Raw genomic sequence first — 16,316 nt, 5'->3', positions numbered from 1 at the left:
GCCGCCAAACGCGGCCAAGGGAGGAACGATGATCTATCCACTCCGGCGCGCTGCTATGGCGGCGCTACTGTTGGGTGTGTCCGCGACCGCGATGCAGGCCGAGATGATGGCCGCGACCGCCCCGCCAGACGCCCCGAAATTCGACGCTCAGGTCGAGCCTGTTTACGTCAATCGCAGCGATATCGCCGAGTTCAAGGCGCTGCCCGCGTATAGCGAGCCGGCTTGGGTCAAGGCCTTTGTCGATGCGGGCAAGCTGCCGCCAGTGGCCGAGCGGCTGCCGAAAGAACCGATGGTTTACAAGACCGCCAACATGCCAGACGGCAACGGCGTTTATGGCGATGTGATGCGCCATGTCATCGGTGGCCGGCCTGAGGGCTGGAACTTTTGGGCGGGGCAAACCTATGGCTGGGGCGGCATTGATATTGCGCTGGTCGAATGCCTGACCCGCACCGGGCCGCTGTTCGAGGTCAATGCCGCCGATCTGCAACCGATGCCGAATCTTGCGAAATCATGGGAATGGGCCGAGGACGGCAAATCGCTGACCGTGCATCTGATTGAAGGTGCAAAATGGTCAGACGGCGACCCGTTCGACACCGAAGACATTGATTTCTATTGGAATGATGTGGTGATGGACCCGGAAGTCACCCCGCTGATGGGGGCGTCGCAGGAAACCTATGGCGCAGGCACCACGCTGGAGATCATCGACGCCTACACCTTCAAGATGACCTTCACCACACCCTTCCCCGAAGCCGTGCTCTACGCGATGGCTTACGGCAACTTCTGCCCCGGGCCGAGCCATATGCTGAAACCGCAGCATCCGAAATACGGCGGCAAAAGCTATGCCGCGTTCCACGATGCCTTCCCCGCCGATATGATGAATTTCCCGGTGATGGGGGCTTGGGTGGTGGTCGAGCATCGCCCGGATGACATCATCGTCACCCGCCGCAATCCCTACTACTGGAAGGTCGACGAATCCGGCCAGCAGCTGCCCTATCTGGATGAGGTGCAGTATCGCCTGTCGACTTGGGGCGACCGCGACGTGCAGGCTGTGGCTGGCACCGGCGATTTTTCCAACCTTGAACAGCCGGAAAACTTTGTCGAAAGCCTGAAGAAAGCCGCCGATCCCGCCAGCCCGGCGCGACTGGCGTTTGGTCCGCGTTCGATCGGTTATCAGTTGTTCTTCAACCTGTCGGCGAATGGCTGGGGTGAGCCCGATGCCCGCGCCCAAGCCGTGCGTGAGTTGAACCGCAACCTCGATTTCCGCAAAGCCGTGACTTACGCGGTGGATCGTCAACGCATCGGCGACAGCCTTGTCAAAGGCCCGTTTACAGCACTTTACGCGGGCGGTTTGCTGACATCGACCTCTTACTATGATGCGACCTCGACGGTGTTCTATCCCTTCTCACTCGACAGCGCCAAGGAAGCGTTAAAGGCGACCGGGCTGGAAGATACGGACGGCAATGGCGTGGTCAACCTGCCCGGCGGCGATGATCTGAACGTCACCTTGCTGGTCAACGCCGACTATGCCACCGACAAGAACATCGCCGAAGGTGTGGTGGCGATGATGGCGGATGCGGGCGTCAAGGTGACGCTGAACAGCCTTGCGGGCAAAGACTATGACAACGCCCGCGAAGGTGGCAAGCACGACTGGTATATCCGCCGCAACGACCAAGAGTTTGTCTCGGTTGTGCAAGGCATTAGCCGTCTTGCCCCCACTGGCCCCGCGACTGCGACTTGGCACTATGCCAATGCGAAGGGTGAGCTGGATCTGCTGCCTTATGAGCAGAAGCTGGTTGATGACATCACCGCGTTCAACAGCACGCAAGATGCCGCCACCCGCGCCGATGCGATGAAGGATTATCAGAAAACCTTCACCGAAAACGTCAATGCGGTGGGCCTTACCGCCTATCCGGGGGCGCTGATCGTCAACAAGCGTTTCGCCAATATCCCGCTGGGCGCGCCGATCTTCATGTACAACTGGGCGGAAGACAACATCATCCGCGAGCGCGTCTATGTGCCCGCAGATAAACAAATCGGTGCCGAACTGCATCCGGGCGAACTCGCCGGGAAGCTAGGCGAAGGCACGATTAAAGCTGAGTAATTCCGGTTAAACCCGAATTGCTTGGTCAGGCCGCATAAGGCCAAACCTCCCCGGTAGGCGGGCATGCCTGCCCACCGGACCCGCCCCTTACTCGTCAGGTCAGCCCATGCTGCGTTTCCTTGTAACCCGCATTTTGCAATCCATTCCCGTGCTTATGGTGATGAGCATCATCACCTTCGCCATCATCCAAGCCCCTCCGGGCGATTACGGCGATTTCATCCGCGCCAATATGATCGTGCAAGGCGGAGCCACCCCCGAAGCCGCCACCGCTGCCGCCAATGCCTACCGTGAGGCTAATGGGCTGAACGATCCGATGGTGCTGCAATATGGCCGCTGGATTTGGGGCATCCTCGCGCATGGTGATTTTGGCCAGTCTTACGCCTATAACAAACCGGTGCTGGATGTGGTGATGCAGCGCCTGCCCGCCACCATTGCCATCGCGCTCACCTGCCATCTGCTGGCGTCGCTGCTGGGGATTTCCTTCGGCATCCTTGCTGCCGTGAAGCAATACACTTGGGTCGACACCGTGCTGTCGTTCATCTCTTTCCTTGGCATGACGATTCCGCGCTTTCTGCTGGCGCTGATCATCCTCTATGTGCTGGCCTACAAACTGAACGTGCAGGAAATCGGCAGCTTTTATTCGTCAAAGTTCGGCGGGCAGGCCTATTGGTTGGGCTGGTTTGACTTCAACTGGGCGAAACTTTGGAACCTGATCCAGCATATCTGGCCGGTGATCTTGGTCGCCACCATCGGCGGGCTGGCCTATAACATGCGGGTGATGCGGGCAAATCTGCTCGACACCCTGAATGCGCAATACGTCGAAACCGCCCGCGCCAAGGGGCTTGGCGAAGGCGCTGTGATCCTGCGCCACGCGGTGCCGAACGCACTGCACCCGCTGATCGCCTATCAAGGCGTCGTGCTGCCCTACATGCTGACCGGAGAAATCGAGGTCGCCATCGTCTTCGGCCTCGCCACCATCGGCCCGGCCATTGTCGGCTCGATGGCGATCGGTGATGTCTATGTCACCGCCACCCTCTTGCTGGTCTTAGGTGCCACCCTGATCATCGGCAACATCATCGCCGACCTGCTGCTGGTCGCCCTCGATCCCCGTATTCGTGTCGGAGCAGACGCATGAGCACCCCCCATATCCACGCAGGTGAAGCCGCCGACGACCGCCTCTCCACCGCGCCCTCGACCTCGCAAAGCTACCCCGCCCTCGTCTGGCGCCGCTTCCGCAAATCCATCCCCGGCATGGTCGGCTTCACCTTGGTCTGCGCTCTGCTGATCATCGCCATCTTCGCCAATTTCTTCGCGCCGATGAACCCCAACGCCAACACACCTCTTTCGCTCCGCCGGATCAGATTTCCTTCTTCACCAAAGACGGCTTCACCTTTTGGCCGGTCGCCTACGCGATCACCGAAAGCGCCGAGCTTGATCCCGTCACCTACCAGCCCCTCATGGGCCCCGACATGGAAAACCCTCGCCCGCTGGCCCTGTTCGCCAAAGGCTGGGAATACAAATTCCTCGGCCTGATCCCGACCAACCGCCACTTCCTGGGTGTCTCTGATGGGAGCCCGCTGCACATCCTTGGCACCGATAAATTGGGCCGTGATATCCTGTCACGCGGCATCGTCGGCAGCCGGATCAGCCTGATGATCTCGCTGGTCTCGATCACCCTGATCACCGTGATTGGCACCTTGGCGGGCATCACCTCGGGCTACCTTGGCGGCAGATTTGATATGTGGTTTCAACGCTTTGTCGAGATTATCCTCGCATTCCCGCAACTGCCGCTTTACCTCGCCCTCACCACGCTGATCCCCGTCACCGCGCCCTCCTACATCTTCCTCAGCTTCGTGATCTTAGTCATCGTCGGCCTCGGCTGGGCGCAACTGTCGCGCGAAGTCAGGAGCAAAACCATGTCGATGGCCCGCGTCGATTACGTCCGCGCCGCGATGGCCGTGGGAGCCTCGGATCGCCGCATCATCACGCGGCATATTCTGCCCAATGTGATGAGCCACGTCATCGTCGCCGTCACCCTTGGCATCCCGACAATCATTCTGCTCGAGTCTTTCCTCGGCTTCCTCGGCTTCGCCGTCAAACCGCCGCTGATTTCCTGGGGCCTTATGCTGCAAGACGCGGGTACCTTTTCCGTGATCGGTTCCTACCCGTGGATACTGTCGCCCGTCGGCTTCGTGCTGCTTGCCGTCTTCGCCTTCAACGCGCTGGGTGACGGTTTGCGCGACGCCATTGACCCGTATTGAGACCAGAACATGAGCACAGAAATCGCCATTGAGGCCCGCAACATCGGCGTCAGCTTCAAAGTTGACGGCGGCCAGATTCAGGCCGTCAAGGATGTGTCCTTCACCCTGCACAAAGGCCAAACCATTGCTTTGGTGGGGGAATCCGGCTCGGGTAAATCCGTCACCGCCCGCGCCATTATGAAACTGCTGTCAAAGCGGGCGCGGGTTTCCGAGAAAACCGAGATCAACTACGGCGGAAAAAACATGGCCCGCCTGTCGGATCGCGAAATGCGGGGCTTGCGTGGCAACCGCCTGACAATGATCTTTCAAGAGCCAATGTCGTCGCTGAACCCGGTCTACACCATCGGCGCGCAACTGGCCGAGGTGCTGTGCATCCACCAAAAGATCAGCAAAGCCAATGCATTAAAACGCGCGGTAGAACTGCTGGCCGAAGTGCAAATCCCCGACCCGGAAGCGCGTGTGCGGCAATACCCGCACCAACTCTCCGGCGGTCAACGCCAACGGGTGATGATCGCAATGGCCTTGGCCAACAACCCCGATGTGCTGATCGCGGACGAGCCGACCACAGCACTGGACGTGACGGTGCAAGCCGAAATTCTAAACTTGATCAAAGCTTTGCAGCAGAAAAACGGCATGGCGGTGATCCTGATCACCCACGATCTGACCGTCGTGCGCCAGTTTGCTGACCATGTCTATGTCATGCAACACGGCTTGGTGCGCGAGCAAGGCGCAACCGAATCCGTGTTTACCAACCCGCAGCACCCCTACACCAAGCGCCTGCTGTCCTCGGAACCCAAGGGCACCGCCAACATGCTGCAAGGCTGCCCCGAAACCGTGCTGGAGGGCCGCAACATCCGCGTCACCTACACGCTGCGCAAGGGCGGCGCGTTTCGGGGCACGCTGTACGATCTGCAAGCGGTGGACGGACTTTCCCTGAACCTGAAACGCGGCGAAACCCTTGGTTTGGTTGGTGAATCCGGGTCCGGCAAGACCACATTCGGCCAAGCTCTGCTGCGATTGAACAAGCTGACCGGCGGCGAGGTTGATTTCCTCGGCAACCGCATCGACAGCTTGGATCGCGCCGGGATGAAACCCTACCGCCAACGCATGCAGATCGTGTTCCAAGACCCGTTCAGCAGCCTCAACCCCCGCATGTCGGTGCGCCAACTGATCGAGGAAGGATTAATCGTCAACGGCATCGGCAAAACCCGCGCCGAACGGATCGATCGGGTCAAAACCGCCCTGCGCGATGCGGGCCTGCCCGACACCATTCTGGCGCGCTTCCCGCATGAATTTTCCGGCGGCCAACGCCAACGCCTCGCCATCGCCCGCGCCATCGCTTTGGAGCCCGAATTCATCCTGCTGGATGAACCCACCTCTGCCTTGGACCTCTCCGTTCAAGCGCAAATCATTGAACTCTTACGCAAACTTCAGCGTGATCGCGGCTTGTCCTACCTGTTCATCAGCCACGATCTCAAGGTCGTCCGCGCCCTGTGTCACCGCGTTATTGTCATGCAAAACGGCCAGATCGTTGAACAAGGCCCGGTCGCTGACGTGCTGGAAAACCCGCAAACCGCCTACACCCGCCGCCTTGTCCGCGCGGCTTTTGAAATCGCAACCTGAGGAAATCATGGCTAATCCCGTCATCACCTTCATCGGCGCAGGCTCCGCCGTATTCACCAAGAACATCGCAGGCGACATCCTGCAACGCCCTGCCCTTTCCGGTGCCGAAGTCCGCCTAATGGACATCAACCCGCAACGCTTAGAAGAATCCGAAATCATCGTCGGCAAACTGGCGCAAGCCCTTGGCGGCAAAGCCACAATCAAAACCTACACCAACCAGCGCCGCGCTTTGGAAGGTACCGATTTCGTGGTCTGCTGCTTTCAGGTCGGCGGCTACGAGCCTTGCACCGTCACCGATTTTGAGATCCCCAAAGCCTACGGTCTGCGCCAAACCATTGCCGACACCCTCGGCGTCGGCGGTATCATGCGCGGCCTGCGCACCGTGCCCGTGCTCTGGGGCATCTGCGAAGACCTGCTCGCCGTCGCCCCCAACGCCATCTTGCTGCAATACGTCAACCCGATGGCGATCAACACTTGGGCGATTGCCGCGAAATACCCGACAATCCGGCAGGTTGGCCTTTGCCATTCCGTGCAAGGCACCGCTTACGAATTGGCCCGCGATCTGGACATCCCGGTCGAGGAAATCCGCTACCGCGCGGGTGGCATCAACCATATGTCGTTCTATCTGAACTTTGAACACCGCCAACCGGATGGCTCTTTCGTCGATCTTTATCCAGCCTTGCTAAAGGGTTACTGCGAAGGCCGCTTCCCGAAACCGTCGCATTGGAACCCACGCTGCCCGAACAAAGTCCGTTACGAAATGCTCACCCGCCTCGGTTATTTCGTCACCGAATCCTCCGAGCATTTCGCCGAATACACCCCGTGGTTCATCAAACGCGACCGCCCCGACCTGATCGAGAAATTTAGTATCCCGCTGGATGAATACCCCAAACGCTGCGTTGAACAAATTGCGCGCTGGAAGAAAGAAGCCGCGACGCTGAAATCTGCCAACACGGTAGAGCTGAAAGAATCGCACGAATACGCCAGCCAGATCGTCAATTCGGTGGTGACGGGCGAGCCTTCGGCGATCTACGGCAACATCGCCAACAAGGGGTTCATCCCGCAACTGCCCGAAGGTTGTGCTGTTGAAGTGCCGACGCTTGTGGACAGCAATGGCTTGCAACCCACTGTTGTCAAAGACATACCCCCGCAACTCATCGCCCTGATGCGCACCAATATCAACGTGCAGGAACTCACCGTCGCGGCTTTGGTCAATGAGAACCCCGAACACATCTACCACGCCGCCATGCTTGATCCCCACACCGGGGCCGAGCTTGATCTCGACCAAATCTGGAACCTGACCCATGACCTGCTCGCCGCCCACGACGATTGGCTGCCGCAATGGGCGCGGGTTTCGGCGCGGAAGGCAGGCTAAGATGACCTTCAAAATCGCCGTCATCGGAGCCGGATCGGTCGGCTTCACCAAAAAACTCTGCTCGGACATCCTGAAAGTGCCGGAATTCGCGGGGATTGAGATCGCGCTGACCGATATCAACGCGCATAATCTTGAAATGGTACAGCAAATCATCTCGCTCATCGTGAAGGTGAACAACCTGCCGGCCCGCGTCACCGCCACGACTGACCGGCGCGAAGCGCTGAAAGACGCGCGCTATATTATGAACGTGGTGCGCATCGGCGGGCTTGAGGCCTTTGCCGACGATATCCGCATCCCGCTGAAATACGGCGTTGATCAATGCGTCGGCGACACGATCTGCGCGGGCGGGCTGATGTATGCGCAGCGCGGCATCATGGCGGTGCTAGAGTTTTGCAAGGATATCAAAGAGGTATCTGAGTCCGGCGCACTTTTGCTCAACTACGCCAACCCGATGGCGATGATGACTTGGGCCGTGATTGATCATGGCGGCGTCAACACGGTCGGCCTCTGTCACGGCGTCCAAAACGGCCACCGCCAGATCGCCGCCGCTTTGCGGGTGCCGATGGACGAGGTTGATGTGATCTGTTCTGGCATTAACCATCAAACCTGGTATCTCGACATCCGCCATCAGGGTCGCAAAGTCAGCCAAACCGAACTGCTTGCAGCGTTTGAACGCCATCCGACTTTTTCAAAACAGGAAAAAGTCCGCATCGACGTGCTGAAACGCTTTGGCTTCTATTCGACCGAAAGCAACGGCCATCTGTCGGAATACCTGCCGTGGTATCGCAAGCGCCCTGAGGAAATCCAAAATTGGATCAGCATGGATGATCGGATTCACGGCGAAACCGGCGGTTATCTGCGCTACACCACCGAGAATCGCAACTGGTTTGAAACCGATTTCCCGGTGTTTCTGGAGGAAGCAGGCAAGCCGCTCTCCGACTACCAGCGCACCGATGAACATGCCTCGCATATCCTTGAGGCCTTGGAAACAGGGCGCACTTATCGCGGCCATTTCAATGTGAAAAATGGTGGCATTATCAAAAACTTGCCCACAGATTGCATCATCGAAAGCCCCGGTTTTGTCGACCGTTTCGGCATCAATATGATCGAGGGCGTCACCCTGCCCGACGCCTGTGCGGCCACCTGCAACGTCTCGGTGTCGGTGCAGCGGATGGGCATGAAAGCCGCGATTTCGGGTGACGTTGACCTTTTGAAGCAGGCCGTTCTGCACGATCCACTGGTCGGAGCGATCTGCACGCCGGAGGAGGTCTGGCAGATGGTCGATGAGTTGCTCGTCGCCCAAGCGCAATGGCTGCCGCAATACGCACATGCGATCCCCGACGCGATTGAGCGGCTGAAAACCCCGAAAGTGAAGACCCGCGACTGGGCCGGTGCCGCGCGGTTAGAGGTGCGCTCGGTGGAAGAATTGCGCGCGGCTGGCACGAAGAAAAAGGCCGCTGAGGGCCACAGTTTGGGCACCAAGGTGATGGGCTAAGCCTAAAATCTATCTAAAACTGTCATCCTCTGCGCGCAAATATCCCACGGGGGGAGCGCAGCGAGGGGGGCGTGAAGCCCCCCTTAGCCCGCCAGCCCATAAACGCGCCGCGCGTTCTGATGGCCAATCATCTTCTGCTCATCCGCTGACAAATCGCTCAGCATCGCCCGGCTCATGTCAATCCAATCCGGCAGCCCTATGGCCAAATTCACCACTGGCCAATCGCCACCCCAGATCATCCGCGCCGGGCCAAACACCTCTAGCATCGCATCGGTATAGCGCTGCAATAACGGGACGGAGGCCGTGCCGGGCGTACAATTCACGGTAATGCCAGAGAATTTCAACCAAACATGTGGCAGTGCCGCCATCAGCTTTAACCCCGACAACCAAGCGTCAAAGCCATCGCCCGCCACATCCGGGTTGCCGCAATGATCTAGCACCAACAGCTGATCCGGGCAGGCCCGCGCCAAAGCCTCAGCAATACCAAGTTGGCGCGCATGAAACACCATATCGTATGTATAACCAGCCGCCCCGATCTTACGGATATTGCGGCGAAAACCGTCACTTTGGCTTATCGCATCATCGACCACATGCAGCAAGCGCCGGAACCCCACCACCGAAAGCCCGCGACACTCCTCCAGCCAATCGTCAAAGCCTGCGTCACTCTCGGGCCGACAAGAGGCGATCTGCCCCAGCATGCCGCCCGAGCCTATCAGCTCCGCGATCAGCCGCGCCTCGGCCTGATAGTCGCCGTCATCGACCCCGGTTTCCATGAAAACCGTGCCGATCACGCCCTTGCCCGCCACCAGCCGCGCGTAATCCTCGGGCGCAAAATCACCCTGCAAGGGTGGCACGCCTGTCGTCCAAGCATAGCCCAACTTATCGCGCAAAATCAGATGCTGATGGGTGTCAATCAGATCCATCTTAGCCCTCCCCAAAGGCAAAAGGCCCGGCGTTGCCACCGGGCCTTGAATTCAATCCGCGATCACGTCTTGCCGCTGCTGGCCCAAGCCTTCGATGCCAAGTTCCACCACATCCCCGGCCTTCAGGTATTTCGGCGGCTTCATCCCCAAGCCCACACCCGGAGGCGTTCCGGTCGAGATCACATCGCCCGGATGCAAGGTCATAAATTGGCTGAGGTAACTGACCAGATATTTCACCCCGTACACCATGGTCTTGGTGGAGCCGTTCTGCATCTTGGTGCCATTGACCGTCAGCCACATCGCCAAATTCTGCGGATCGGCGACCTCATCCCGCGTCACCAAATACGGACCGATCTGGCCGAAATTATCGCAGGATTTACCCTTGGTCCATTGCCCCGAACGCTCAGTCTGGAAAGCCCGCTCCGACACGTCATTGGTCACCGCATAGCCCGCGACGTAATCCATCGCCTCAGCTTCGCTGACGTATTTGGCCTTCTTGCCGATAATCACCGCCAGCTCAACCTCCCAGTCGGTCTTTTCCGAGGTGCGGGGAATGATAATCGGATCGTTCGGGCCACAAATCGCACTGGTGGCCTTCATAAAAATGATCGGCTCGGGCGGCACCGTAGCACCCGTTTCGGCGGCATGATCCGAATAGTTCAGCCCGATGCAGATGAACTTGCCAGTGCCCGCCACGCAAGGCCCCAGCCGCGCGCCCTGCACAATCGGCAGCCGCGCCGGGTCCGCCGCACGGACTTTCGCGATGCCAGCATCCGACAAAACGTCGCCGCCAATGTCCGACACAATCGCCGACAGATCGCGCACCGTACCATCGCTGTGCAAAATACCGGGTTTTTCGGCCCCTGCGGGCCCATGACGAAGCAGTTTCATGATTAATCCTTATGCGTTGGCCCAACCGCCGTCGATCACATGCGCGACGCCGGTGGTGTAGGTGGATTCGTCGGAAGCGAGATAGGTCACCAAAGCCGCGATTTCTTCGGCTTTGCCAATCCGGCCAATCGGTTGGCGGGCGATAAAGGCGGCGCGGGCGGCCTCATAATCACCGGTATCGCGCAGGCGCTGCTCCAGCGAGGGGCTTTCCACCGTGCCGGGGCAGATCGCGTTGCAGCGGATGCCCTTGCCGATGAAATCCACCGCGATGGATTTGGTGAGGCCGATTACCCCGGCCTTGGTCGCGCCATAGACAAAGCGGTTCGGCGCTGCGATCACCGAAGAGGCCACCGAGGCCATGTTGATGATCGACCCGCCGCCGTTCTCAATCATTCCTGGTAAAAATGCCTTACACATCCGGTACATAGCCGTCATGTTCAGATCAAGGCTGAACGCCCACTGCTCCTCATCACAGTCCAGAATAGACCCCGCCGCGACAAAGCCCGCGCAGTTGAACAGCACGTCAAACGGCCCCAACGCTGCCGCTGCCGCAATCGCAGCCGGATCGCGCACGTTCAACACACGCGTCTCAATGCCCTCTGCCGCCAATTCCGCCAACGCCTTTTCATTCACATCGGTGGCCAGAACCTTTGCCCCCTCGCGCGCCAGCATCAGCGCTGAGGCGCGCCCGATGCCCTGCCCCGCCGCCGTGATCAGCGCGCGTTTACCCTGAAGTCGTCCCATGTAACCCTCCGCTTTTGCCGCGCACCATGCCGTCATCAGGCGGTCAGGTCCATCAAATTGGTAAAGATTTCTTGCCGCACGTCGAGCAAAACCTCATCGACGTCCCGCGCCTGCGGTCCGCACATCCAAGCCATCACGCTTGCCGGAACCGCCGGGCGCACCAGCTTGTCTTGTGGGATCTTGCTGATCGGATTGAAGCCCGCGTCGCGGATCGCGCCCTGCATCGCCGTATCGGTCGGCGGGATACCGACGAAAAACGTTTTCACATCCGGTGCCAGCTCCATCGCCATCATCTGCGTCAGCATCCGCATCCCGGCTTTGGTGGCGCAATACACGGTCCAACCCTCCATCGGCGTGGTCGCCGCTCCAGTCCCCGCATTCACGATCACGCCTTTTGAGGCCCGCAGCAGTGGCAGCGCCGCAATCGCCATCCGGTGCACCCCGATCACATTGACCGCAAAGGCCGGAGCCAGCGCATCCGACGCCAGTTCCGCCAGCGGCCCGATCGGCGTTATCATGCCGGCGTTGTTCACCAGCACATCCAACCGCCCCGATTCGGCGGCAATCCGCGCCATCGCCGCATCCACATCTGCCTGTTTGGTCACATCCAGCACCAGCACGGTGGCCGCCTCTGGCAGGTCTTCCGCGCTTTCGCCCGAGAACACTCCAGCGAACACCCTTGCCCCGTTGGCCACCAGAATCCTTACCAATTCCGCGCCAATCCCCTTCCCCGCCCCGGTCACTAAAACGGTGCGGCCACTCAGATCTGGCACGGGAACAGGAGCTAGGTTGAACATTTTTCTTGACCTCAGATTGCTAAGCGTTGTTAATTGGCCTTACCAATTATCGAAATATCGCGATATGGCGACCAAGTCAAAGATAAAGCCAAACGCGGTGAGGGGGGAATATGACGAAAATAGCGCGGATCGAGCCGATCCCGATTGAATACCCCGATCCGAATGATTTCGGCACCATTCGGCGCACGGTTTTGGTGCGGGTTGAAACCGATGACGGCGTGGTCGGCTGGGGTGAAAGCATCGCGATGTGGCCCGAGGCGTGCAAGGCCACGGCTTTGGTGATCCGCGAAGGGTTAACGCCGATCCTGCTGGGCGAAGCGGTTGATATTGAAACACTTTGGGTGAAGATGCGCCGCCATGTCTGGTGGTATGGCGAGGGTGGCGTGGCCTCCTTGGCGATCTCGGGCGTCGATATGGCTTTGTGGGATATCAAGGGCAAGATCGAAGGCAAACCGCTCTATGAGCTGTTCGGCGGGTTGAAGCATGACCGTTTGCTCGCCAATGCCTCCAGCCATGTCAACAAGAAGGGCGAGGCCGCCTGCGTCGCCGATGTCGAAGGCTTTTTCGCCAACGGCTTCCGCTCCACCAAACTGGGCTTTGCCAAAAAGGGCGAAAGCAATATCGGCGGCGACCCGGATGTGGATGTCTCCTTCATCCGCGCCCTGCGCTCTGCGCTCGGCCCCGATGCGGGAATTCTGGTCGATATCGGCAACGGCGTGCGTTGGGATGTCGATACCGCGATTTCGGTCGCCAACCGGATGCATGATCTCGGCATCGGCTGGTACGAAGAGCCGCTCTATGTCACCGATGACGCGGGCTACCGCAAACTCCGTGCCAATACCAAGGTCCGCTTGGCCTCAGGCGAGCGCGAATTCACCGAAGCAGGCTATCGCCGCCAGATGGAATTTGTCCAAGCTGTCGACGTCTACGGCGTCGACCCCGCCCGCGTCGAAGGCATCACCGGCTTCCGCCGCGTCGATGCTTTGGCGATGCAATACGGCAAGAAAGTGAACGCGCACGCTTGGTCTACGGGTATCACAACGGCGGCGTCCTTGCATCTTTCCTTGGCTTCCCCCAACACCGAACTCTTTGAATTCAAACCCTTCCCGGTGATCGTGCAGGACGAGTTACTGGCCGAGAAAATCTGGCATAAAGACGGCTGGGCCTATCCAATCCACGCCCCCGGTCTTGGCATCGAGGTGCAAGAAGACGTTGTGCGCCGGATTGCGATGCAATGACTTTAACGCCTCCCACCGAGGACGATATCCGCAAAGGCGGCTTCTCCACCCCGTGGGATGCGCCGATGATCCCGCCGTTTCCGTTTCGGTTTCGCAATGCCGAAATCCTGACGGTGTATTGGCGCACAGACCCGGCGGCGATGGCCTTCCTGCTGCCGCCGCCCCTGCGCCCGGAGGGCGATATCGCCTGCTGCCACATCTACAAGATGAACGACACCGATTGGCTTGGCCCCTATGCCGAGGCCAATGTGATGTTCGGCGCGTCTTTTGAAAATCGGCAAGGCGCCTATTCGCCCTATCTGGTGCTGTCCTCGGATGTCGGCGTCACCCATGGTCGAGAAATCCACGGTCAGCCGAAAAAGCTAGGAAAACCAATGCTTGAGGCGCGCGGCGATCTGTTCGTCGGCACCGTTGAACGCAACGGCATTGACGTGCTGACCACCACCTTGCCCTACAAACAACGCCCCTGCGACCCGGCCCGCCTGAAGCCCTATTTCGACTTTGCCACCAACCTGAACCTGAAAGCCATCGACCACATCGACGGCACCCCGGCGATCCGCCAACTCACCTCGCGTAAGCTGTCGGATGTGGTGGTGCATGAATGTTGGGAAGGCCCCTGCACGGTGGAACTGCGCGCCAATGCACAGATGCCGATCTTCCGCCTGCCCGTGCTGGAACCCTTGCAAGGCTTCTACTGGCGCGCCGATTTCACCCTCGTCCCCGGCGAGATCATTCACGACTACCTAAAGGTTCACCCATGAAAGTCGTCGTCACCGACTACACCTTCCCCGCGTTGGATCAAGAATCCGCCGCGGCCCGCGCGGCCGGAGCCGATTTCGCAGCACATCAATGCAAATCCGCCGAGGAAGTCGCTGCAGCCGTTGCCGGAGCCGATGTCGCTGTGGTGCAATTCGCCAGCTTCGGCCCCGAAGCCGCCGCCGCCGTCAAACCGGGTGCCACCGTGATCCGCTACGGCGTTGGCTATAACAACATCGACCTCGCCGCCTGCGCCAAACACGGGCTGCGCGTCGGCTATGTCCCCGACTATTGCGCTGATGAGGTCGCCGACCACACTGCCGCCGCTGCATTGAACTTGCTGCGCAAACTGGTGGCGATGGACAATTCGGTGCGCCGAGGCGAATGGGCAGCAGTGAAATTCGCCAAGCCAATGAAACCCTTCAACAAAACCAACTTTGGTTTCTTTGGCCTCGGCAACATCGGCCGCGCCGTCCATGCCCGCCTGAAGGGCTTCGGCTTTCAATTTCTCGCCGCCGATCCCGGTCTGACCGAGGCACAAGCGGCGGAAATGGGCGTCCGTAAAGTCACTCCCGACGCCCTGCTGCGCGAGGCCGATATCATCAGCCTGCACGCCCCGGCGACGGCGGAAACCACCGAATATTTCAACGCCACCCGCCTGAAAACCATGCAGCCGCATGCGATGCTGGTAAATTCTGCCCGAGGTCAGTTGATCAACGAATCCGATCTGGCCGCAGCCCTCACCGCTGGCACCATCGCCGCCGCCGCCCTCGATGTGTTCCATGTGGAACCCTTGCAGGCCGACAGCCCGCTCCGCACAGCCCCGAACTTGCTGCTGACCCCGCACGCCGCTTGGTATTCCGAAGCCGCGATCCATCAGCTGCAATATCTGGTGGCCCAAGACATCACCCGCGCGCTTGCAGGCCAAGGCCCGCGCAAACCTGTTCCACACTAACCCACGGGCGACCAAGGGAAATAACCCGGCACGGGGTTCGTGCCAACCAAATCTGGGAGGATTACAATGAAACACGTTCTACTCGGCGCAGCCGCAGCCCTGATGCTGACAACCGCGAATTTCGCCTATGCCGACACCATCAAACTAGAGCCCGGCAAAGAAACCAACATGGTTCTGCTGCCGAAATTCCTTGGTATTCTGGTGTTCGATCAGGCCAATGAGGGCGCGCAGGAAGCCCACAAAGAACTCGCCAACCCCGGCAAACTGGAATTCACCGGCCCTACCCCGGAAAATTCAACCGCTGGCCAAATTGAGATCATGACCACCGCCGGCACCCAAAAACAGGGCGCGGTGATGCTGTCGAACAACGCGGGCGACCAGATCGTGCCCTCGGCAGAAGCCGCCCAAGCCGCTGGCACCAAAGTCGTGACTTGGGATAGCCCGATCCCCGGTGGCAAAGGCGAAAGCGTGTTCGTGGCACAGGTCGATTTCGGCTCGATCGGCACTGTGATGGCCGATATGGCGCTGAACATCCTTGGCGGCAAAGGTCAAATGGCCGTGCTGTCGGCGACCCCAGATGCCTCGAACCAGAACGCTTGGATCGAGTCGATGAAGGCCGCCCTCGCCGCCGATCCGAAGTATAAAGACATCGAACTGGTCGACGTGGTCTATGGCGATGACCAAGCCGAAGTATCCTACAACCGCGCGCTGGCTTTGGTCGATAAATATCCTGACCTTGGCCTGATCATGTCGCCAACCACCGTGGGCATCCAGGCCTCGGCAAAAGCCATGCAGGACGAAGGGTTGTGCGACAAAGTTAAAGTGTCGGGTCTCGGCCTTCCGTCTGAAATGGTCAGCTACACGATGAACGGTTGTGCGCCGGAATTCGCTTTGTGGGACTTCCGCGATCTGGGCTACCTCACCTATTTTACCGCTTACGGTCTGGCCACGGGCCAGCTCAAGGGTGACATCGGCGAGACCTTTACCGCGGGCCGCATGGGTGATTACACCATTGAGGCCGATCCGGGCCGTGAAGGCGCCAAGCGCATCCTGATGGGGCCATTCACCGTCTATAACAAAGACAACGTCGAAGCCGCTGCAAAGTAAGGATTTTTCGCGCGGCCGGAGTCGATCCGGCCGCGTCCCTCTCGACGGAT

General features: G+C 59.5%; 15 protein-coding genes. 11 read left to right on the top strand and 4 right to left on the bottom strand.

Translation table 11 applies throughout. The annotated features are described in order from the left end of the window. The first annotated feature begins 28 nt into the window (after window positions 1-28). The 7 genes from ACS5RD_RS12885 to ACS5RD_RS12855 all read left to right on the top strand — a co-directional run bounded on the left by ACS5RD_RS12885 (window position 29) and on the right by ACS5RD_RS12855 (window position 8,855). Window positions 29-2,101 (top strand): ABC transporter substrate-binding protein, encoded by a 2,073-nt coding sequence (locus tag ACS5RD_RS12885; protein ID WP_489927761.1) that lies wholly within the window; start codon window positions 29-31, stop codon window positions 2,099-2,101. A gap of 106 nt (window positions 2,102-2,207) precedes the next feature. Next, window positions 2,208-3,236 (top strand): ABC transporter permease, encoded by a 1,029-nt coding sequence (locus ACS5RD_RS12880; RefSeq protein ID WP_489927760.1) that lies wholly within the window; start codon window positions 2,208-2,210, stop codon window positions 3,234-3,236. After that, complete coding sequence (locus ACS5RD_RS12875) at window positions 3,233-3,634, top strand: hypothetical protein (protein WP_489927759.1); 402 nt, start codon at window positions 3,233-3,235, stop codon at window positions 3,632-3,634. The genes ACS5RD_RS12880 and ACS5RD_RS12875 overlap by 4 nt, the downstream gene beginning before the upstream one ends. Next, window positions 3,571-4,362 carry an ABC transporter permease gene (locus ACS5RD_RS12870; RefSeq protein ID WP_489927758.1) on the top strand — a complete coding sequence of 264 codons (792 nt, stop codon included), beginning with the start codon at window positions 3,571-3,573 and terminating at the stop codon, window positions 4,360-4,362. Before ACS5RD_RS12875 ends, ACS5RD_RS12870 begins: the two co-directional genes overlap by 64 nt. A gap of 9 nt (window positions 4,363-4,371) precedes the next feature. Then, complete coding sequence (locus ACS5RD_RS12865) at window positions 4,372-5,985, top strand: ABC transporter ATP-binding protein (RefSeq protein WP_489927757.1); 1,614 nt, start codon at window positions 4,372-4,374, stop codon at window positions 5,983-5,985. 7 nt (window positions 5,986-5,992) lie between these two features. Beyond that, a complete protein-coding gene (locus ACS5RD_RS12860) occupies window positions 5,993-7,360 on the top strand; it encodes an alpha-glucosidase/alpha-galactosidase (protein WP_489927756.1) in 1,368 nt (455 codons plus the stop codon). 1 nt (window position 7,361) lies between these two features. Continuing rightward, window positions 7,362-8,855 (top strand): alpha-glucosidase/alpha-galactosidase, encoded by a 1,494-nt coding sequence (locus ACS5RD_RS12855; RefSeq protein WP_489927755.1) that lies wholly within the window; start codon window positions 7,362-7,364, stop codon window positions 8,853-8,855. 83 nt (window positions 8,856-8,938) lie between these two features. Here ACS5RD_RS12855 and ACS5RD_RS12850 read toward each other — a convergent pair whose 3' ends face one another. Genes ACS5RD_RS12850 through ACS5RD_RS12835 form a run of 4 tightly spaced genes read right to left on the bottom strand, consistent with a single transcriptional unit; the run spans window position 8,939 to window position 12,210 of the window. Further along, window positions 8,939-9,778: an amidohydrolase family protein gene (locus ACS5RD_RS12850; protein WP_489927754.1), complete on the bottom strand. Its 840-nt coding sequence runs from the start codon at window positions 9,776-9,778 to the stop codon at window positions 8,939-8,941. A 51-nt stretch (window positions 9,779-9,829) separates the two neighbouring features. After that, window positions 9,830-10,669, bottom strand: coding sequence for a fumarylacetoacetate hydrolase family protein (locus ACS5RD_RS12845; RefSeq protein ID WP_489927753.1), 840 nt, complete (start codon window positions 10,667-10,669; stop codon window positions 9,830-9,832). 9 nt (window positions 10,670-10,678) lie between these two features. Continuing rightward, complete coding sequence (locus tag ACS5RD_RS12840; protein ID WP_054008751.1) at window positions 10,679-11,413, bottom strand: SDR family oxidoreductase; 735 nt, start codon at window positions 11,411-11,413, stop codon at window positions 10,679-10,681. A gap of 35 nt (window positions 11,414-11,448) precedes the next feature. After that, on the bottom strand, window positions 11,449-12,210 hold the full coding sequence (locus ACS5RD_RS12835; RefSeq protein WP_489927752.1) for an SDR family oxidoreductase: 762 nt from the start codon (window positions 12,208-12,210) through the stop codon (window positions 11,449-11,451). 110 nt (window positions 12,211-12,320) lie between these two features. Between ACS5RD_RS12835 and ACS5RD_RS12830 the strand changes: the two genes are divergently transcribed. The 4 genes from ACS5RD_RS12830 (at window position 12,321) to ACS5RD_RS12815 (ending at window position 16,266) form a co-directional block, all read left to right on the top strand. Further along, window positions 12,321-13,448 carry a mandelate racemase/muconate lactonizing enzyme family protein gene (locus ACS5RD_RS12830; RefSeq protein ID WP_054008749.1) on the top strand — a complete coding sequence of 376 codons (1,128 nt, stop codon included), beginning with the start codon at window positions 12,321-12,323 and terminating at the stop codon, window positions 13,446-13,448. Then, window positions 13,445-14,209 (top strand): acetoacetate decarboxylase family protein, encoded by a 765-nt coding sequence (locus ACS5RD_RS12825; protein WP_489927751.1) that lies wholly within the window; start codon window positions 13,445-13,447, stop codon window positions 14,207-14,209. Before ACS5RD_RS12830 ends, ACS5RD_RS12825 begins: the two co-directional genes overlap by 4 nt. After that, entirely contained in the window at window positions 14,206-15,159 is a 954-nt protein-coding gene (locus tag ACS5RD_RS12820; RefSeq protein WP_489927750.1) for a C-terminal binding protein, read from the top strand. The genes ACS5RD_RS12825 and ACS5RD_RS12820 overlap by 4 nt, the downstream gene beginning before the upstream one ends. A 66-nt stretch (window positions 15,160-15,225) precedes the next feature. Next, window positions 15,226-16,266 (top strand): rhamnose ABC transporter substrate-binding protein, encoded by a 1,041-nt coding sequence (locus tag ACS5RD_RS12815; RefSeq protein WP_054008746.1) that lies wholly within the window; start codon window positions 15,226-15,228, stop codon window positions 16,264-16,266. Window positions 16,267-16,316: the final 50 nt, after the last annotated feature.

Source organism: Cypionkella sp. PAMC25878 (assembly GCF_058135695.1).
Note: the sequence above shows the minus strand (reverse complement) of the source record. Positions and strands in the feature narration are given on the sequence as shown.

What these genes read in the sequence shown, in the direction of transcription:
- ACS5RD_RS12820 (WP_489927750.1), top strand. Translation starts at nt 14,206, where the DNA reads ATGAAAGTCGTCGTCACCGACTACACCTTCCCCGCGTTGGATCAAGAA.
- ACS5RD_RS12830 (WP_054008749.1), top strand. Translation starts at nt 12,321, where the DNA reads ATGACGAAAATAGCGCGGATCGAGCCGATCCCGATTGAATACCCCGAT.
- ACS5RD_RS12840 (WP_054008751.1), bottom strand. Translation starts at nt 11,413, where the DNA reads ATGGGACGACTTCAGGGTAAACGCGCGCTGATCACGGCGGCGGGGCAG.
- ACS5RD_RS12875 (WP_489927759.1), top strand. Translation starts at nt 3,233, where the DNA reads ATGAGCACCCCCCATATCCACGCAGGTGAAGCCGCCGACGACCGCCTC.
- ACS5RD_RS12850 (WP_489927754.1), bottom strand. Translation starts at nt 9,778, where the DNA reads ATGGATCTGATTGACACCCATCAGCATCTGATTTTGCGCGATAAGTTG.
- ACS5RD_RS12845 (WP_489927753.1), bottom strand. Translation starts at nt 10,669, where the DNA reads ATGAAACTGCTTCGTCATGGGCCCGCAGGGGCCGAAAAACCCGGTATT.
- ACS5RD_RS12860 (WP_489927756.1), top strand. Translation starts at nt 5,993, where the DNA reads ATGGCTAATCCCGTCATCACCTTCATCGGCGCAGGCTCCGCCGTATTC.
- ACS5RD_RS12870 (WP_489927758.1), top strand. Translation starts at nt 3,571, where the DNA reads ATGGAAAACCCTCGCCCGCTGGCCCTGTTCGCCAAAGGCTGGGAATAC.
- ACS5RD_RS12815 (WP_054008746.1), top strand. Translation starts at nt 15,226, where the DNA reads ATGAAACACGTTCTACTCGGCGCAGCCGCAGCCCTGATGCTGACAACC.
- ACS5RD_RS12885 (WP_489927761.1), top strand. Translation starts at nt 29, where the DNA reads ATGATCTATCCACTCCGGCGCGCTGCTATGGCGGCGCTACTGTTGGGT.
- ACS5RD_RS12825 (WP_489927751.1), top strand. Translation starts at nt 13,445, where the DNA reads ATGACTTTAACGCCTCCCACCGAGGACGATATCCGCAAAGGCGGCTTC.
- ACS5RD_RS12835 (WP_489927752.1), bottom strand. Translation starts at nt 12,210, where the DNA reads ATGTTCAACCTAGCTCCTGTTCCCGTGCCAGATCTGAGTGGCCGCACC.
- ACS5RD_RS12855 (WP_489927755.1), top strand. Translation starts at nt 7,362, where the DNA reads ATGACCTTCAAAATCGCCGTCATCGGAGCCGGATCGGTCGGCTTCACC.
- ACS5RD_RS12865 (WP_489927757.1), top strand. Translation starts at nt 4,372, where the DNA reads ATGAGCACAGAAATCGCCATTGAGGCCCGCAACATCGGCGTCAGCTTC.
- ACS5RD_RS12880 (WP_489927760.1), top strand. Translation starts at nt 2,208, where the DNA reads ATGCTGCGTTTCCTTGTAACCCGCATTTTGCAATCCATTCCCGTGCTT.